Origin of the sequence: Nocardia sienata NBRC 100364 (genome assembly GCF_001613205.1) — a bacterium.
Lineage (GTDB): Bacteria > Actinomycetota > Actinomycetes > Mycobacteriales > Mycobacteriaceae > Nocardia > Nocardia sienata.
Genome location: NZ_BDBX01000003.1, coordinates 257,445 through 273,832 on the forward strand (window position 1 = coordinate 257,445; position 16,388 = coordinate 273,832).

Genomic DNA, 16,388 nt, shown 5'->3' on the forward strand with positions numbered 1-16,388 from the left:
ATCTTCGTAACGAAATCTACCCGATCGCGAAATAGTAGTCACCGGCGCCGGCCGGGCCGGCGAATGCGTAATCCATGCCACGTTTGAGCCGGGTGCAGGGTTGATCACCGGGCGTGATCCGCAACGCATCGGGCTGCCGAGACCGGGGCGCGGCCTGTCCGGGGGACCGTTCGAATGCCCCGCGGACGAATGGGTATGGCTAGCAGTGAGCACAGAGTCCCCACAGGACAGCAAGCCGAACGCCACGGACCCGGTACCGCCTACGCCGTCCGTCCGGCGAGACCTACAGGAGGCGATCAGGTGACGACGACCCGCCCGCCCGGGCTGGACAGTCCGCCGACGCGATGGGAGTTGCAGTTTCCGGCGAAAGCCGACCGGCTGGCCGAGGTCAGGCACCGGACACAGGAGTGGCTGGCACAGTGCCCGCTCGGTGAAGATCAGACTTATGACGTGCTGCTCGCCATAGGGGAGGCCTGCGCGAACGCGATCGAGCACGGTCACCGCGGCGACGGCGGCACCATCCGGCTGCGGATGGAGCGCGAGGCCGACGGTCTGCGCATCACCGTGGCCGATCACGGCCGCTGGAAGAGCCCCGCCCCCGGACCGGACCCGGTCCGGGGGCGCGGGATGGCCATCATCCGCGCGCTGGTTCCGGAGGTGGAGGTCATCATTTCCGCCGGCGGCACGACCGTCGAGATGCGGCTCCCGCTGCCTCGGTGAGTACGACCGGCGCGTCGCGCCGGCTCGCCTGCCTCAGTCGAGGCGATAGAAACGCCAGAAACCGAAATCGTCGATCGGGCAGTCTCCGTACCCGTCCTCGTCGGCATCCACACTGCCACTATCCCCGCAGGGGACTCCGCCGTGGCCCACCCGCCGGGTGTCGGCCGTGGTGTCGCCGTGCTGCGCGAGACGACGCCGCGAGTGCGGATCCGGATCGATACGACGGACCCACCGTCGGGGCGAGTGGCGGCCGGTGCGCGACCGGTCCATCGCTGAGCCAGGAAGTCCGTGGACCGGCCGGTGACGGTCAGCGGCGCAGGACCCTGCGGGCGGTCCAGTTTCCGAGGAACTGGATACCCTGCACCCCTGCGATGATGATGAGGGTCGCCACCAGCGTGACTTCCCAGTCGAACCGCTGGTACCCGTACACCAGGGCGAAATCGCCGAGCCCGCCGCCGCCGACCGTGCCCGCCATGGCGGACATGTCCACGATGGCGATGATGACGAAGGTGTAGCCGAGGATCAGCGGGCCCAATGCTTCGGGAATGAGCAGCGTCAGGATGATCCGCAGCGGTCCCGCGCCCATTGCGCGCGCCGCCTCGATCACCCCGGGATCCACTGTGACCAGATTCTGTTCCACGATCCGGGCGATCCCGAAGGAGGCGGCCACGATCATCACGAAGGCCGCCGCTTCGGTGCCGATGGTGGTACCCACCACTTCGAGCGTGATCGGGCCCAATGCGGCCAGCAGGATGATGAACGGAATCGGGCGCACGATATTGACCAGCACATTGAGCACCCAGTTGATCGGGCCGTTGGCCAGCAGCCCCCCCTTGCGGGTGGTGTAGAGCGCGGTGCCGAGGAAGAGCCCGACGAGGCCACCCACCACGAAGGTGAGCAGTACGAGATAGATGGTGGTGCCGACGGCCTCGGTGAGGACAGGCCGCAATTTGTCCCAATCGGTCTGCATATCGGTCCTCGCTACCGCTGATCCAGTTGGGCGATCACGCACTCGACGGCCTCGTCCGGGCCGTCGAGTGCGAGGGTGATACTGCCGAAGGTCTTGTCCTGCAGAGTGCCCACTCCGCCGTACACCACCTCGAAACCCACGCCTGCTCGCGCGGCGGTGGTGAGGGCGGGGCCGATACCCCGCGCGTCGTCGATATCGACCGTCACCAGCCGGCCCCGGTGCAGTTCGTCGAGGCGGCGCAGTTCCGCGGGGCCGGGGCGGTTGCGCAGCACCGTATCGACGAACGAACGGGTGGGGGCCGACTGCGGAGCGGCGAATACGTCGAAGGTCTTCGCCAGTTCCACGATCCGGCCTTCGGCCAGCACCGCGACCCGATCGGCGACCGCCCGGATGACATCCATCTCATGCGTGATCACCACGATGGTCACCCCCAGTTCGGTGTTGATCTTGCGCAGCAGGCGCAACACCTCGCCGGTGGTTTCCGGGTCCAGCGCCGAGGTGGCCTCGTCCGCCAGCAACAGCGACGGCGAGGTCGCGAGCGCCCGCGCGATACCCACCCGCTGCTTCTGCCCACCCGAGAGCTGATCCGGGTAGCTGCGGGCCTTGTCGGAGAGTCCGACGAAGTCGAGCAGCTCGGCGAGGCGCTCCTTACGTTTCCCACGCGGCCAGCCCGCCACCTTCAGCGGGTACTCGATGTTCCCGGCCGCCGTCCGGGAGCGGAAGAGGTTGAACTGCTGGAAGACCATGCCGATATCGCGGCGGATCTGCCGCACCCGCGCCTCCGACACCCCGGTGATCGGGGTGCCGGAGATCTCGATGGTCCCACTGGTGGGTTTCTCCAGGGCGTTGACGAGCCGGACGAGGGTGCTCTTACCGGCGCCGGAGTAGCCGATCACGCCGAATATCTCGCCCTTCTCGATCCGGAGGTCGATATCGGACAGTGCCGTGTCCGCGCGCTTCCCGGTGCGGAAGGTCTTGGTCACCGCACGGAATTCGACCGCGGGAACCGCGAACTCCGTGCGGGTCGAGGTGTCGCTCACTTGCCGTCGCGGATCGTCTGCTGCACCCGCTGCAGGATCGGCTCCAGCTCCGGGCCGCTGCGCCGTACCTCCACCGAGGTGCCCTTGGAAGATTCCGCGAGAGCCTGCTGGACCTCGGGGTCGTGCCAGATCTCGACCAGCCGCTGATAGGTCGGGTCCGCCTTGTCCTCGGCGCGGGTGACGAACGCGTTGATGTACGGTTCGGCACCCGGGCTGGACGGATCGTCCTTGTACAGAGCCGAGAGCGGATCGACACCGGACCGCTCCAGGTAGGTGTTGTTGATGACGGAACCGTCCACCGAGGCCAGCGACAGCGCGGTCTGCGCCGCGTCGACCGGGGTCACCTTCACCTTGGACGCGCCTCGATCGATATCGGCGGGGGAGGGCGCCAGGGTGTCCGAGGACAGTGTCACCAGGCCCGCGGCCTCCAGGACGAAGAGGGCGCGTGCCTGGTTGGAGGGGTCGTTGGGAATGGCGATCTCGCCGCCGGTGGGGATATCGGCGACCGACTTGTGCTTCTTCGAATACAGACCCAGCGGGACGATCTGGGTGGCGCCGATCGGGGTCAGGTCCGCGTTGTTGGCGACATTGTATTCGCCGAGGAACTGCAGGTGCTGGAAGAGATTGACGTCGATCTGTCCCTGCGTGAGAGCGATATTGGGCTGGGAGTAGTCGGAGTAGTTCGTGATCTGCAGGGTGATACCCGCATCCTGGGCCTTCTGCTCGAACACGTCCCACGCCGGATCGCTCTCGGTGGTACCTATACGCACCACATCGTCGGACCCGGCGCTGCCGCCGCAGCCGGTGAGGGCGAGTGCCGCGGCGATGGTCAACGCCGGTATCGCCAGTACCCGTGGGAATTTCAACGCCTGCTCCCGAATGCTCGTGGCCGTGTGGACTCGATCATCCAAGCGGTGGGCGCGCGGGCCCGGCAACGGTTGGGATTGGGCTGAACGAAATCCTGGCCGGAGCGGGATGTGACCGCCTAGTTTGCGCACAATGCGAGGTCTGCGTCGTTTTGCCGTTGTTTCGGTCCTGCTCGCGCTGGCCGCGCTCCTGCCCGCCTGCGGTGCGGACCGCGACCCCGACGTGGTGCGGATCGGCGTGAACGATCTGGCCCTAACGCACTGGGAGGTCTACCGGGAGAAAGCGCCACCGAGATCTTCCCACTGACCCTCTACTCGAAGAAACACGAGTCGGTGGCCGATATCCCGCCCGGCGGCGAGATCACCCGGAGCAACAATCCCGCCAACCGTGTGCGGCCGCTGCTCGGGCCGGCCGCGGCGGGGTTGATCGTCCTGAAGGGCGGCGCCGGCTGGGATTCGCGCATCGAGGATGTGGACACCGCGGCGTCGCGGGTCCGGCTGACCCCCATGCCGACGATGTCGTCTACACCGACGATCCGCAGCGTCCGGAACTGGCCCAGTACATCAATATCTTCGCCGCCCGAGCCGAGGACAAGGGCGACCCGACGCTGCTGGCCCTGGCCGAGTTGTACCACGATCCCGCCGTAGCGGCGGCCATCCGGGCCGAGTCCGGTTACGACGGAATCTTCAAGTACAACGATCCGGCCGAGCTGCGGGCCACTCTCGCCGAACTGGAAGCCACGTTCCGGGACCGCTCCGGACCCCGGTGAGTTCGTCGGCGCATGCTACGGCCGGTCGGCCCCCCGGCCGGGTTCACCGAGCGGCGGCCAGCACTGCCGCGAGGCCTTCTCGCAGGTCCTTGACGAAATACTCGGGAACCTCCAGCGACGGGAAATGCCCTCCGGTCTCGGGCGACCTCCATCGGACGATTCGTCGGTACCGCTCCTGTGCCCAAGGGCGCGGACACTTCTCGATGTCGCGGGGATACATGGTGATTGCCGACGGGACGTCGACCCGGAGTTCGGGGTCGAGCGAGTTGTGGCTTTCGTAGTAGATGCGGGCCGCCGAGGCGCCGGTCCGCGTCAGCCAATACAGGGTGACGTCGTCGAGAATTCGGTCTCTGGAAATCGTCTCGAACGGGCTGTTTTCGGTATCGCTCCACTCGGCGAACTTGTCGAGGATCCAGGCAAGTAGCCCGACCGGTGAGTCGACGAGCGAGTAGCCGATGGTCTGCGGTCGGGTCGCCTGCTGTTTCGCGTATGCCGCGCGGTGGCGCCAGAAATCGCTGGTTTGCTCGGCCCATGTGCGCTCGGCTGCCGTCAGCCCGTCCGTCGTCAACCCGGGCGGTGCCTCCGCGAACAGGGTGTGAATGCCGAGAACACGCGCCGGGAACCTGCCGCCGAGAACCGTGGTGATGTTGCCTCCCCAGTCGCCGCCGTGGGCCAGGAACTCGGTGTAACCGAGCCTCTCCATCAGTTCGACCCATGCGGCCGCTATCTTTTCGGTTCCCCAGCCGGTGGTGGCCGGCCTATCGCTGTAGCCGAAGCCCGGTAGCGAGGGAACCACGACGTGGAACGCCGGCGCGTCCACATCTTTCGGATCTGCCAGCTCGTCCACTACATCGATGAACTCGGCAATGCTGCCCGGCCAGCCGTGCGTCAAGACCAGCGGAGTGGCATCTGCGCGCGCGGAGCGGCGGTGCAGAAAGTGGATTCCCAGACCATCGATGGTCGTGCGGAACTGGCCGATCCGGTTGAGGCGCGCTTCGAACGACCGCCAGTTGTACTCGGTGCGCCAGTAGTGCACGACCTCGATGAGGTCGGCGAGCGGAACGCCCTGCTCCCACCGGCGACGGCCGGACGCGGCGCGGTGGACCGTCTCGGCTTCCGGTAACCGCGCCGCGACCAACCGCGCGCGCAGATCATCGAGGTCGGCGTCGGTTGCGTGAGCTTCGAATGCTTGTACGTCGCTGGTCGGACGGGGCATGAGACCTCCTGGCCATCGCGGAACCGGCAACGACCTATCGTGAACCGGCATAGACGGTTCTAACATGCCTTCGAGTCGGTGCGCAACCGGCTATGGTGGTTCCATGCCTGGTGGGTTTCCTGACTTTCGCCTCGGTAGCGTGCTGGCCACAAGCTTCACGGCGACCCTGACGGAGCGTTGTGGCGACGCTGTGGAGCGCATACCCACGCCGCAGCGACTCCTCGACTGGCTGGCAGTGAACGGCCTGGCCGTGGAGTCCTGTACCGCCGCCCAGCTCGAACTCGCCCGGGAACTGAGGGAATCGATCCACGCCGCCGTGACAGCGGCCGCGATCCGAGACGTTCTCCCCGCGTGTGCTGTCCGAGTCATCAACGACTGCAGCGTTCGGGGTCGGGCGGCGGCTGTCCTGACGCCCGAGGGCAATCGGCAATGGCGACTCGGCTCGGCCTCCGGCGTCGAAGATGCCCTGGGCGTAATCGCCGCCGACGCGATCGGCATCATCGCCGGCGAACGAGACGGAAAATTGGCCTTGTGCGCATCGCCGACCTGCCGGGCCGCCTTCTTCGATACCAGTCGAAGTCGCACTCGCAAATGGTGTGACATGAACACGTGCGGCAATCGTGAGAAGAAGGCGCGCTTCAATGCCAACCAGCGCAAGAACGCGCCTGCCGCACGCACGGGTGGCGGCTGACCCGGCCTCCCCCCGGAGGGTGGGGCCGGTAGGAGAAGATCGGCCGGACTGTCGGCCGCCTACCCGCTCGCCCCACCACACAGCTCTTTATGCCGCGTGTGTCCACCGTCGCGGCTACCACAAGGGCGGCGGTGCGGAAAGTATGAGCCGGCACAGGGCTCGGCCCGCGCCGTGGCGTGATCGGTACCGATGGACGAGGATGAGCCGGAATCGGAAATATCGGTCCGGCGCGGCCGGCGCGGGACCGGGATGGATGCGCGGCGAAACAGGGCGGCCCGCCGGAGCGGGTGCTGATGGCGGCGGTCTGGGACCGATTCCGGCTGTTCGATATCGGCGATCTGCTGGTGCATCGCGGGACGTAGCCTGCTGTCGCTGACGGTGATGACGGTCTCGGCGGCGCTGCTGGTAGCGGTGTTCGGCATCTCCGGCTCGGTCACCGGTTCGGTCGACAAACTCGTCGCCGGACTCGGCGGCCGAGCGGTCCTCGAGGTCAGCGGCATCACCGACGCCGGATTCGGCCAGGATCTGCTGGGGCCGATCGCGGCGGCCCCGGGCGTGCGGACCGCGGTGCCCATGCTGCGCGCGCAGACCGGGGCGGACGCTGATCGGGGCCCTGCTGATCGGGCCCTGCTGATCGGTGCCGATGCCCGGATCGCCGAACTGGGCAGTTCTCTCACCGGCTCGCTGGGCAGTGATGCCGCGAAGCTGCTGAACGTACCCAACGGCGTGCTGACCGGCGCGGCCATGGGCTATCAGGAGGGGGACACCTTCCCGCTGGGCACCGGTACCGCCACGGTGGCCGGGATCCTGGATGCCCACTCTCATGCTGTCGGTACTGGACCGGCGTCGCAGCGCCCGGCCCGGAATCCGGTGGTGCGGCCGTACTCGTAGCGGGTGCCAGGGGGGCGGCGATGGTGGCGGTGACGAGCAGGGCCCGCCCCGGACACCGTGGCCGGCGAGCGACCGGCATCGCCGGAAGCTAATTCTCGCGGTGCGTGTGGCGCCGTCGAACCGGGGAATTCGGTGAAGCGGGCCGGCGCGGTCCGTCTTTTCCTGCGCCCGGTCCCAACCCCCCGATCGGGCATCGCGTGCTATGGACAGATGACTGGACAGGTGTAACCATCGGTGTACAGCCGGGAGTGCGTGGCTGTACCGACCGACGAGAGGATCCTGCGCATGAGCGACCGGAAACAGGTGGGCGGAAACGGCGGTGGCCGACAATGAGCACCCTGCATCCGTGCGAGCGCGTCGGTCTCGAATTCATCGACAACGCGCCCTTGCGCTGCAGCAACAGCGTAGACCTCGCGATCACGCCGGCCCAGCTGTTCGAGGTACTGGCCGACGCGGAATCCTGGCCGCATTGGGCGAGCGTGATCACCAAGGTCACCTGGACCACTCCCGAACCCAGAGGTGTGGGCACCACCCGGGTGGTGGATATGCGCGGCGGAATCGTCGGCGACGAGGAGTTCCTGGCCTGGGAACCGAACACCCGGATGGCGTTTCGCTTCAACAGCAGCTCCACCGGCGCGCTGGCGGCGTTCGCCGAGGACTACCGCATCGTCGAGACCCCGGAAGGTTGCCGGCTCACCTGGACACTGGCCCAGCGATTGGCCGGTCCCGCCCGGTTCACCGCATTCCTCGCCACCCCGGTGATGAATCTGGTGTTCCGGCGCTTCCTGGCGAACCTGCGCCGCTACACCGATCGGCGCTTCGCGACGGCATCATCGTGAGCGGCCGAGTCGCGGGCGGAATCCGATCGCCCGCGACTCGGCATCCGCTCAGTTCATCAGAAACGAACCCGCCAGCCAGGCGGCGAGAACCAGGACCACACCGAGCAGCGCGCCGGGATACAGCGCTCGCCCACTGCGTGCGGCATTCACGGTGGTGGCGGCGCCGACCAGGAAGCCGAAGCAGCCGCCGAGGACGATGATCCAGTTGCCCGTGCTCGGATCGGCGCTGCAGTCCGCGCGTCCATCACACAACCCGGTGGCGAGCAGGAACCAGGGCGAGATGGCCACCGAGACGATCGCCAGCGCCGCGAGCAGGAACCACAGCAGCGCTGTGATCACCAGATCGGGTTCCCGGGGCGTGGGAATGGGCGCGCCCCGGCCGTAGACGTCGTCCGGGATGGGAGAGACAGGATAGTGAGTGGAGGTCGGGTCAGGGAACATATGCCTCGCGATCGCTCGAGCCGATTGGGGGCCGCCGGATGATACCCAGAACTTTCCCCTGTGCCGCAACTGATCCGGCACCGCGCGCGACACTACACTGCGCACAGTCCCGCGGCATTCGCTGCCGCGGTATCGACAACCGTGCGTGATACGAGCGGAGGAGACGGCGATGCGTGTGCTGTACACGGCCGAGGCGCTGGCCACCGGGGACGGCCGCAACGGTCATACCCGCACCACCGACGGCCGCATCGATCTGGAGCTGGCCGTGCCCAGGGAAATGGGCGGCAGCGGCGGAGGCGCCAACCCGGAACAGCTTTTCGCCGCCGGATACGCGGCCTGCTTCCATTCGGCGCTGCGCCTGGTCGGTTCCCAGGCCAAGGCGAATGTGAACGATTCGGCGGTGGGCGCCAAGGTCGGTATCGGTAGCATCGACGGCGGTGGATTCGGGCTGACGGTGGTCCTCGAGGTCACTCTGCCCCACCTGTCCGAGGACCAGGCGCAGGCCCTGGCCGAGAAGGCGCATCGGGTGTGCCCGTACAGCAATGCCACCCGCGGCAATATCGATGTCGAGGTGCGGGTGGCGCAGGACTGACGCAGATCCCGAGCCCGCGTCACATCTTTGCGGGGCCGGGCTCGGCGGTTGCGCTCGAACCGGGCTCGCTGCCCGTGGTCGAGCCGGGCTCGGCGGGGGTCGTGGCGGTAACCTCCGACGCCGGGGTCGTCCGTGCCGCTTCCGTGGGGTCGCTCCCGGAAGCCGTGTAGTTCGCCGACGTCTCCCGGGAAACGGCAATCCGCCACGGCATCCGACCTCCGCCGTCGGTGCGCGGCATGGTCGCTACCGCGATCACCGCCGAACCCACCGCGATGATCACCGCCGCGATGGCGGAGGTGGTGATCGTACCGCTGGCGACGTATTTCACTTCGTTCAGACCCGCGACCGGCTTCGATCCGTCGTTGACGGCCCAGTTGATCCAGGAACCCAGCTGACCACCGAGGTCCCAGCGACGGACCGTCATATTCTTCAGCTCTTTCTGCCGGGCGGTCAGATAGAGCATGTTTGCGATCACCAGCAGCGCGGTGATCACCGCGCCGCCGGTGGCGATCCGTGCGAAACGTTCGGAGTCGGTGGCGATGTAGATAGCGACTGCGGCGATGGTCAACGCGATCATGCTGCTCGAGGCGACTGCCCACGAACCGGTGAGATTCGCGGCGGGAGGGATTCCCTGCGCGGACCAGACCGTCAGGTACCGAGTGGTCGAGTCGACTTGTCCGAAAGGCGTTGCCGCGGCCATACCATCGGGCCCGTGCGCGACCATCCAGTGCTTGAACATGAGGGTGAAGACGATGACACCGCCCAGGGCGGTGATCACATATCCCCACTTTCCGCTCATCAACGGCGCGGTACGGATGTCCTCGGCATGTCCGGCCACCCGGCGCAGACCGGCGCGGGCAAGAGTCCGGCGTCGTGCCCAGGCCTCCGACCGGGTGTCTGCGGTCGCGGACGGGTCCGGCTGTGGTGTCGCGGTGCGAACCGTGCTCGACGAGGTCTCGCCGTTACCTCCGCTCGCTCCCCACGGGCTCGGTTTGACCATCGCCCCAGTCTATTCTGCGCCCACCACTGGGAACACTGCACGAGAGCAGCGGTGGGCCGGCGCGACTTCTCCTCAGGCAGCGTCCGACCGCCGGCCGTTGGCCACCAGATCCACCACGACATCACGGACCACGGCCTGGATCCGCTGTGCGTGCTCGTGGAGCACCTCCGTGGCCGGCCCGCCGTCGGTTGCCGTGGTCCCGGTGATCTCGACGAGATCGTTGACAATATGACAGAGTGCGATCAGGCGTCGCACCATGTCCCGCCGCTCGGCCGGCGATAGTACTTCGGGGTTCACGTCCCTGTCATCGTCGGTGGTCCCGGAGTCGTTTCGTTCCCCTCTTGCCCGGCGGCAATCCGCCGCACCTCCAAGACCGCACGGCCCCGGCGGTGCTGCCGTGCCGCTCGCGCGGCCTCGCGACCGGTCACCGGGTGATCGGCTACGGTGAGGCCCGATCGAGTCGGGACCACAATCGGGAGAACGAAGGTGACGATGCGCCGGGCGCTGCTGTCGATGGCGAGTGCGCTGTGCCTGCTCGCCGTCGCGTGTGGCGGCGTGGGCGGCGATGGAGAACGGCCCGAACGCGGCAGGGTTGTCTCGGTGGCGCCGGTCTTCGAGATGACCGGCGCGGAGACCGGTGACTATCTCGCCGAATGGAAATACCCGGTGGCCGGTGCGAACGGTGTCCGGGCCCACCGGGTCGTGTACGAAACCATCGCGGCCGACGGCACCTCCACCACTGCCAGCGGCCTGGTGGTGGTCCCGGATACCGGCGTGCCGCGGTTGCGCCTGGTCTCCTACGCGCACGGAACCACGGTGCGCCGCGACGAAGCGCCCTCGGCGGACGGCGAGACCGAACGTGCCCGCACGGTCCAGTTCGCCGCCGCCGGTTACGCCGCGGTCGCCCCGGATTATCTGGGTCTGGGGGAGGGCCCCGGTTTCCATCCCTACGCCCATGCCCCCACCGAGGCCTCCGCCTCGGCGGATCTACTGCTGGCGGCTCGCTCGCTGCTCGCCGATCAAGGCCGTGACCTGGACCAGAACGTCCTGGTGACCGGTTTCTCCCAGGGTGCCCAGGCCGCCCTGGCGCTCGGCCGGGAGTTGAACAGCGGTGCGGTCGAGGGTTTCGCCCCGGCCGCGGTCGCCGCGGTGAGCGGTGCCTACGCCGTCCAGGAGGTCCAGGCCCCGGCCGCGCTGGACGGCCGGGTGGAGGGGAGGCGTGCGGTGCTCTACCTGGGCTACTGGATCACCGCGATGAACCGGATCTATCACCTCTACGACGATCCCGCCGAAGCGTTCCAGCAGCCCTACGCGCAGCGGATCGACGGACTTTTCGACGGGCACCACGATCTGCTGGCTGTGTCGTCGGGACTTCCGGACACCCCGCAGAAGTTGCTGACCCCGCGATTCCTGGAACTGGCGCGTAACCCTACCGGTGCCGCCCTGCAGGCCATGGCCGACAGCGAATCCGTGTGCGACTGGACCGCGACGGTGCCGGTCCGGCTGTTCGCCGCCCCCGGGGACCGTAGTGTGCCCTTCGAGAATTCACTTCGCTGCACGAAAGCCGAACTGGGTGCCTCCGCCGAACTGATCGACCTCGGCGATATCGACCACGGTGCCACCGTCCGGGAGGCACTTCCACGGATTCTCGACTGGTTCCGGGAAACGCAACCGCCCGCCTGAACCGGGATGGTTCGGGGCGGGCGGTGCGGTTTTGGAGCACCGGGAGCTCAGTGCATGAGCACCGGGGCCGGCGTATCGGAATCGGACTTCGCCACTTCGCTCGCCTTACGCGGAAGCAGCACGGAGAAGCCGAGGGTGACCAGGCACAGCGCGAACGCCACCCAGAAGGCACCGGCGTAGGCGTCCGACATCTGCCCGAGCATGACGGTTTCGAATTTGTCGCCCAGGCTCGCGATATACTGGAGCACCGACGGATCGGGCTGTTCGCCGGTCCGCTGGGCCTCCATCACCGCCTGCCCGGCCGACACCGCCTCGGAACTCTGCATCCGGTTGGTCAGCACCACCGAGATCACCGCGACACCTACCGAACTGGCGATCTGCTGGATGATGTTCAACAGAGTGGAACCGCGCGCGACCTGTGCCTCGTTCAGCGTGCGCAGGGCGGCCGTCATCAGCGGCATCATGGTGAGTCCCATACCGAGACCCATGACGAACAGCACACCGAGCACATAGAAGTAGGAGCTGTCGGCCTCGATCTGGGTGAGCCCGAACATGGTCGCGGTGAGCACCGCCAGACCTACCGGAACCACCCGGCCGACCGGCAACTTGTCCACCAGCATGCCGGCGATCGGCATGGTGAGCAGCGACCCGATACCCTGCGGCGCCACCAGCAGCCCGGCCAGCAGCGCGCTCTCGCCCCGCACCTGCTGGAAATAGGTGGGGATCAGCAACAGTCCGCCGAAGAACGACGCGGAGAAGAGGAACATCGTCACGGTGGCGACGGTCAGATCGCGATTCTGGAACAGTCGCAGATCCAGCAGCGGATTCTTGGGCTTGAACGAGTAGAAGACGAACGCGACCACCAGCGCACCGCCGACCAGCATGGTCGCCCACACTTTCGGTGTGGCGACGGTGCCTTCCTCCGGGATGGAGGAGATGCCGTACAGGAACAGCGCGAGACCCGGCGACAGCATCAGCATGCCCACGAAATCGAAGGATTCACCGGCGCGCGGCTCGTCCTTGGGCAGGATGAACCAGGCATAGACGAGTGCGATCACGCCGAGCGGCAGGTTGATCAGGAAGATCCAGTGCCAGGAGGCGTCCTCGATGAGCCAGCCGCCCAGGATGGGGCCCAGGATGGGGCCGAGCAACATGGGCACACCCAGGATTGCCATCAACCGGCCCATCCGCTCCGGTCCCGCGGCCTTGGTCATGATGGTCATACCCAGCGGCATGAGCATGCCACCGCCCAGGCCCTGGATCACCCGGAACCCGATGAGCGCGCCGATGTTCCACGACAGGGCGCACAGCACCGAGCCGACGGTGAACAGCACCAGCGCGGTCATGTAGAGCCGTTTGGTGCCGAAGCGGTCGGCGGCCCAGCCGGTGAGCGGGATGACGGTGGCGAGCGCGAGCGTGTAGGCGGTGACCGTCCAGGCCACCGTGGAGTAGTTGGCGACGTCGAATTCGGTTTGGAACGTCGGCATGGCGACGTTCACCACCGTGATGTCCAGAATGGACATGATGGCGCCGAGAACCACGACACCGGCCAGTTTCAGGACCGATGCGTCGATTCTGTCCGGAGCCCCCGCGTCGGTCGCGGGGGCTGGGCTTGCGTTCACGAATTGTCTCCTGACGATGCGGGGGGGCACGCCACGACGTTGTGTATGGCCCCGGACTCGAGCACGGCGGTGAGGACCCGTCCGAGGTCCTCCCGTAAAGCCTCGGGCAGGCGGTGGACGACCGTATCTATCGTCGCGCGGTGGACGGCGATCTGATCCCAGGCGAGCCGTTGCCCGTGTTCGGTTGGGCCGACGAGCTTGACCCGGCGGTCGGTGGGGCTCTCCTGCCTGGTGAGCAGCCCGAGGCGTACCAGCCGGTCGACATTGCGGCCGGCCGCGGTCATCGACAGGCCGAGTTCGCCCGCGATGGTGTGGATCGGTTGTGGCTCGTGGCGCCGGACGACGGTGAACAGCACCCGCGCCTGCGAGAGGGTCAGATCGAGTTCGGCGAGCCGGTCGACACCCTGCCACCGTCCGGGGTCGCAGACGGCGAGCACGAAGTGCTCGATGAGGGTGCTCGTCTCCGACTCATTTGCCACCGCGCGATCATATGGGCCTCCGTAATAGTCGCGGAAGCGGGAATATCTCGTTTGTGACCGGAAACATAGCGCGGCGAGCGGTCGTATGGCCCCGGAGCAGGGCGCTTCAGCGGGCCCGGAGCGAAAAAGCACGCTGCGGGCCGGGGGATCGAGTCAGACCCCGGGCGCTTCCTCGTCCGCGAAGAAACCGAGCAATAGCTCCGCCACTCGGGCAGGCTGTTCGAGATGCAGGAAATGCCCGGCTCCGGGCAGGATCTCGCTGTTTCCGCCCGCCGGAGCCAGGACCTCGGCCACACCGGCGGTGAACGCCGGGTGCAGGGTGGTGTCGGCGCCCCCGTGCAGATACAGCATCGGAACGCCCGGCGCGCCATCCCAGTGCCGGTGGAGTCCGGCATAGCGAGCGGCCGGCTTCCCGGCTATCCGGGCGAACGCACGGTAATAGGACAGCGCCGCGGTGCGGTGCGCTGTGGTCGGCAGCGCGGCCAGGGTGCGGGCGATATCGAACTCGGCGTCGTACCCCGGCGACCAATCGTGCCACAGCCGGGGGATCAGCCGCTCGAGCGAGCGCTCGGAGATCCCCGGTAGCTGATTGAAGAGGATGTACCAGCTGAACCGTATCTGCCGCAGATAAGCGCCGACTCCGGCGTCCCGGCGTGGGCGCATGGCCGGAACCGGCGGGACCGCCAGTGACACGACCCGGGGGAACGGGCAATCCGGCTGAGCCGCAATGGTATTCGTTGTCAACGCGCCCCAGTCGTGGCCGATGAGCACCGCGTCCGCTGGGGCGCCGAGTGCGCGATGGAGCTCGAGCGTGTCGTAGGCGAGCGCTCCCAGATGGTAGTCGCCGTCGTCGGGTACGGCGGTCGGTGCATAACCTCGGGTGAAGGGCGCGACCACCCGGAATCCGCGGCCGGCGAGCGCGGGGCCGAGATGTCGCCAGGTCCAGGCGCTGTCGGGAAAGCCGTGCAGGCACAGGGCGAGCCGGCCTCCGGGCTCACCCCAGGCGAGTGCCGTCATCGCCAGGTGCGGTAACCGGTACTCGACGGTTTCGGGCAGATCGGGCTCGTGCGCACCCATGGATCGTCCTCTCGTTCGGCCCCGCCACGGTAACCCTGGTGGATCGATCGCGCCCCGGCGTTATCGGCCACGATCGGAGCGGTATGCTCACATCCCCCGAACGAGGTCGCTGTGCCGGCGCTGCGGGCAGATCCGTCATTCGCACGGCCGCGGGGTAGCTGATGTCATATCTGGCAAGGTAATCGGTGATCGGAGGAGCAAGCCCATGGCGCGCAAGGTCGTCATCACTTTGATCGATGACCTCGACGGCGAATCACCCGCGGCCGAGACTGTGGTGTTCGCGTTCGAGGGCGTGACGTTCGAGATCGACCTGACCGAAGCCAACGCGGGGGAATTGCGGGCGGTCTTCGGTAAGTGGACCCCGTTCGCTCGCAAGGCCGGCCGGGCCGCGCGAACGAAACGGGAGCGGCCGGCGCGGTCGGCCTCGGCAAAGGTGATCCGGGAATGGGCCCTGCGCAACGGACACGAGGTGTCGGCGCGCGGCCGCATACCGGCCGGGATACTGGCGGCCTTCCGGCGCGTCAACGGGTAGCAGTTACCCGGTTGGATTCCGGTGGTCGGTGCTGTCGTCGGCCGGCTTGTAGGCGACACCACCGACCATGACCTGCTCCTCGGGATACCGCGGCCGCAGCGGCGGGCCGGCGGGCCACCAGTCGTCGAGCTGGACGAGACCCGGTTCGATGAGTTCGAGGCCGCAGAAGTACTCGAGGATCTGCTCGGTGGTGCGGTACCAGCCCGAGCCCAGACCCATTTCGGTGAAACGGCGTTCGAGCTCCCTGGCAAGCGCGTGATGCTGCGGATCGGCCGGACCCGGATCATGGAAATGGCTGATCGCGAGATAAGATCCCGGTGGCAGCAGTTCCACATATCGGTGCATGAGCCCGACCGGATCGAGTTCGTCGTCGACGTGATGCAGCAGCCCGCACAGGATGAGCCCGATCGGCCGCTCCATGTCCAGATAGCGGGTGACGTCGGTGTTACGCAGCAGGGTCTTGTCCTCGAGGAGATCGGCGGGCACGAAATGGGTGTTCTCGTTCTGTTCCAGCAGTACCCGGCCGTGGGCGTTGCAGACCGGATCGTTGTCGACATAGACGACCGTGGCGTCGGGGTTCTGCTGCTGGGCGATCTCGTGCGTATTGGCGACAGTGGGCAATCCGGCGCCGATATCGAGGAACTGGTCGATACCGGCGGTGCCCGCCAGATGCCGGGTGACCCGGTGCAACCAGCGCCGGTTCATGATCGATACATCGCCTTGGCGGGGCGCGACCTCGAGGATCGCGGCGTAGGCGGCGCGGTCGACATCGTAGTTGTCCTTGCCGCCCAGGCTGTAGTCGTAGACACGGGCGATACTGGCCCGAGTGGTGTCCACGCCTACCGGTTTGCGAACGCCGGTCCGGTGCGCCGGTTCGGCCATCTCGACCTTCTCTCTGGAAGAAAGAAATACTGGTTGCAAATGTGAGTCGGGTCACCAAAGCGTAGAACGCGGTGCCG

The 16,388-nt window shown here is 67.3% G+C and carries 21 protein-coding genes; 10 read left to right on the plus strand and 11 right to left on the minus strand.

Annotated elements, in window-relative coordinates; genetic code table 11:
• Nucleotides 1-300: 300 nt before the first annotated feature.
• Nucleotides 301-720: an ATP-binding protein gene (locus NS4_RS02250; protein ID WP_063057752.1), complete on the plus strand. Its 420-nt coding sequence runs from the start codon at nt 301-303 to the stop codon at nt 718-720.
• Between the two features lie 307 nt (nt 721-1,027).
• Here the strand turns inward: NS4_RS02250 and NS4_RS02260 are convergent, their stop codons facing one another.
• Genes NS4_RS02260 through NS4_RS02270 form a run of 3 tightly spaced genes read right to left on the minus strand, consistent with a single transcriptional unit; the run spans nt 1,028 to nt 3,596 of the window.
• Entirely contained in the window at nt 1,028-1,690 is a 663-nt protein-coding gene (locus NS4_RS02260) for a methionine ABC transporter permease (protein ID WP_063057754.1), read from the minus strand.
• 11 nt (nt 1,691-1,701) lie between these two features.
• A complete protein-coding gene (locus NS4_RS02265) occupies nt 1,702-2,730 on the minus strand; it encodes a methionine ABC transporter ATP-binding protein (protein WP_063057755.1) in 1,029 nt (342 codons plus the stop codon).
• On the minus strand, nt 2,727-3,596 hold the full coding sequence (locus tag NS4_RS02270; RefSeq protein ID WP_063057756.1) for a MetQ/NlpA family ABC transporter substrate-binding protein: 870 nt from the start codon (nt 3,594-3,596) through the stop codon (nt 2,727-2,729). Before NS4_RS02270 ends, NS4_RS02265 begins: the two co-directional genes overlap by 4 nt.
• A 133-nt stretch (nt 3,597-3,729) precedes the next feature.
• On the opposite strand from NS4_RS02270, the gene NS4_RS33145 reads away from it, so the two are divergent.
• The 3 genes from NS4_RS33145 to NS4_RS31970 are packed head-to-tail and all read left to right on the plus strand — an operon-like array spanning nt 3,730 to nt 4,366.
• Nucleotides 3,730-3,903 (plus strand): hypothetical protein, encoded by a 174-nt coding sequence (locus tag NS4_RS33145; protein WP_245664994.1) that lies wholly within the window; start codon nt 3,730-3,732, stop codon nt 3,901-3,903.
• Between the two features lie 26 nt (nt 3,904-3,929).
• Nucleotides 3,930-4,244, plus strand: coding sequence for a hypothetical protein (locus NS4_RS33800; RefSeq protein WP_369690194.1), 315 nt, complete (start codon nt 3,930-3,932; stop codon nt 4,242-4,244).
• Nucleotides 4,223-4,366, plus strand: a complete 144-nt coding sequence (locus NS4_RS31970; protein WP_157105846.1) for a hypothetical protein — start codon at nt 4,223-4,225, stop codon at nt 4,364-4,366. Before NS4_RS33800 ends, NS4_RS31970 begins: the two co-directional genes overlap by 22 nt.
• A gap of 43 nt (nt 4,367-4,409) precedes the next feature.
• On the opposite strand, the gene NS4_RS02280 is transcribed toward NS4_RS31970, so the two are convergent.
• Entirely contained in the window at nt 4,410-5,582 is a 1,173-nt protein-coding gene (locus NS4_RS02280; protein ID WP_063057758.1) for an epoxide hydrolase family protein, read from the minus strand.
• 103 nt (nt 5,583-5,685) lie between these two features.
• Between NS4_RS02280 and NS4_RS02285 the strand changes: the two genes are divergently transcribed.
• The 3 genes from NS4_RS02285 to NS4_RS02300 all read left to right on the plus strand — a co-directional run bounded on the left by NS4_RS02285 (nt 5,686) and on the right by NS4_RS02300 (nt 8,003).
• Complete coding sequence (locus tag NS4_RS02285; RefSeq protein ID WP_063057759.1) at nt 5,686-6,273, plus strand: CGNR zinc finger domain-containing protein; 588 nt, start codon at nt 5,686-5,688, stop codon at nt 6,271-6,273.
• Nucleotides 6,274-6,651: 378 nt separating this feature from the next.
• On the plus strand, nt 6,652-7,164 hold the full coding sequence (locus NS4_RS02295) for a hypothetical protein (RefSeq protein WP_157105847.1): 513 nt from the start codon (nt 6,652-6,654) through the stop codon (nt 7,162-7,164).
• 338 nt (nt 7,165-7,502) lie between these two features.
• Nucleotides 7,503-8,003, plus strand: a complete 501-nt coding sequence (locus tag NS4_RS02300; protein ID WP_218020294.1) for an SRPBCC family protein — start codon at nt 7,503-7,505, stop codon at nt 8,001-8,003.
• Nucleotides 8,004-8,051: 48 nt separating this feature from the next.
• On the opposite strand, the gene NS4_RS02305 is transcribed toward NS4_RS02300, so the two are convergent.
• Nucleotides 8,052-8,444 (minus strand): hypothetical protein, encoded by a 393-nt coding sequence (locus NS4_RS02305; RefSeq protein ID WP_063057763.1) that lies wholly within the window; start codon nt 8,442-8,444, stop codon nt 8,052-8,054.
• Nucleotides 8,445-8,613: 169 nt separating this feature from the next.
• Here NS4_RS02305 and NS4_RS02310 point away from each other — a divergent pair, with 169 nt between their 5' ends.
• Nucleotides 8,614-9,036, plus strand: a complete 423-nt coding sequence (locus NS4_RS02310) for an organic hydroperoxide resistance protein (RefSeq protein WP_063057764.1) — start codon at nt 8,614-8,616, stop codon at nt 9,034-9,036.
• A 19-nt stretch (nt 9,037-9,055) separates the two neighbouring features.
• Here NS4_RS02310 and NS4_RS02315 read toward each other — a convergent pair whose 3' ends face one another.
• Both NS4_RS02315 and NS4_RS02320 read right to left on the minus strand, forming a co-directional pair.
• Nucleotides 9,056-10,036, minus strand: coding sequence for a hypothetical protein (locus tag NS4_RS02315; RefSeq protein ID WP_157105848.1), 981 nt, complete (start codon nt 10,034-10,036; stop codon nt 9,056-9,058).
• Nucleotides 10,037-10,108: 72 nt separating this feature from the next.
• Nucleotides 10,109-10,333 (minus strand): hypothetical protein, encoded by a 225-nt coding sequence (locus tag NS4_RS02320; protein ID WP_063057766.1) that lies wholly within the window; start codon nt 10,331-10,333, stop codon nt 10,109-10,111.
• A gap of 189 nt (nt 10,334-10,522) precedes the next feature.
• On the opposite strand from NS4_RS02320, the gene NS4_RS02325 reads away from it, so the two are divergent.
• Complete coding sequence (locus NS4_RS02325; protein ID WP_157105849.1) at nt 10,523-11,719, plus strand: alpha/beta hydrolase; 1,197 nt, start codon at nt 10,523-10,525, stop codon at nt 11,717-11,719.
• 47 nt (nt 11,720-11,766) lie between these two features.
• Here the strand turns inward: NS4_RS02325 and NS4_RS02330 are convergent, their stop codons facing one another.
• The 3 genes from NS4_RS02330 to NS4_RS02340 all read right to left on the minus strand — a co-directional run bounded on the left by NS4_RS02330 (nt 11,767) and on the right by NS4_RS02340 (nt 14,897).
• Nucleotides 11,767-13,341: a DHA2 family efflux MFS transporter permease subunit gene (locus tag NS4_RS02330; RefSeq protein ID WP_063057768.1), complete on the minus strand. Its 1,575-nt coding sequence runs from the start codon at nt 13,339-13,341 to the stop codon at nt 11,767-11,769.
• Entirely contained in the window at nt 13,338-13,820 is a 483-nt protein-coding gene (locus NS4_RS02335; protein WP_063057769.1) for a MarR family winged helix-turn-helix transcriptional regulator, read from the minus strand. The genes NS4_RS02330 and NS4_RS02335 overlap by 4 nt, the downstream gene beginning before the upstream one ends.
• Before the next feature lie 153 nt (nt 13,821-13,973).
• On the minus strand, nt 13,974-14,897 hold the full coding sequence (locus tag NS4_RS02340; RefSeq protein WP_063057770.1) for an alpha/beta fold hydrolase: 924 nt from the start codon (nt 14,895-14,897) through the stop codon (nt 13,974-13,976).
• A 205-nt stretch (nt 14,898-15,102) separates the two neighbouring features.
• On the opposite strand from NS4_RS02340, the gene NS4_RS02345 reads away from it, so the two are divergent.
• The gene (locus NS4_RS02345) at nt 15,103-15,429 is read left to right on the plus strand and encodes a histone-like nucleoid-structuring protein Lsr2 (RefSeq protein WP_063057771.1); all 327 of its coding nucleotides are present in this window, start codon (nt 15,103-15,105) and stop codon (nt 15,427-15,429) included.
• A 3-nt stretch (nt 15,430-15,432) separates the two neighbouring features.
• Here the strand turns inward: NS4_RS02345 and NS4_RS02350 are convergent, their stop codons facing one another.
• Nucleotides 15,433-16,311 (minus strand): SAM-dependent methyltransferase, encoded by an 879-nt coding sequence (locus tag NS4_RS02350; protein ID WP_063057772.1) that lies wholly within the window; start codon nt 16,309-16,311, stop codon nt 15,433-15,435.
• Nucleotides 16,312-16,388: the final 77 nt, after the last annotated feature.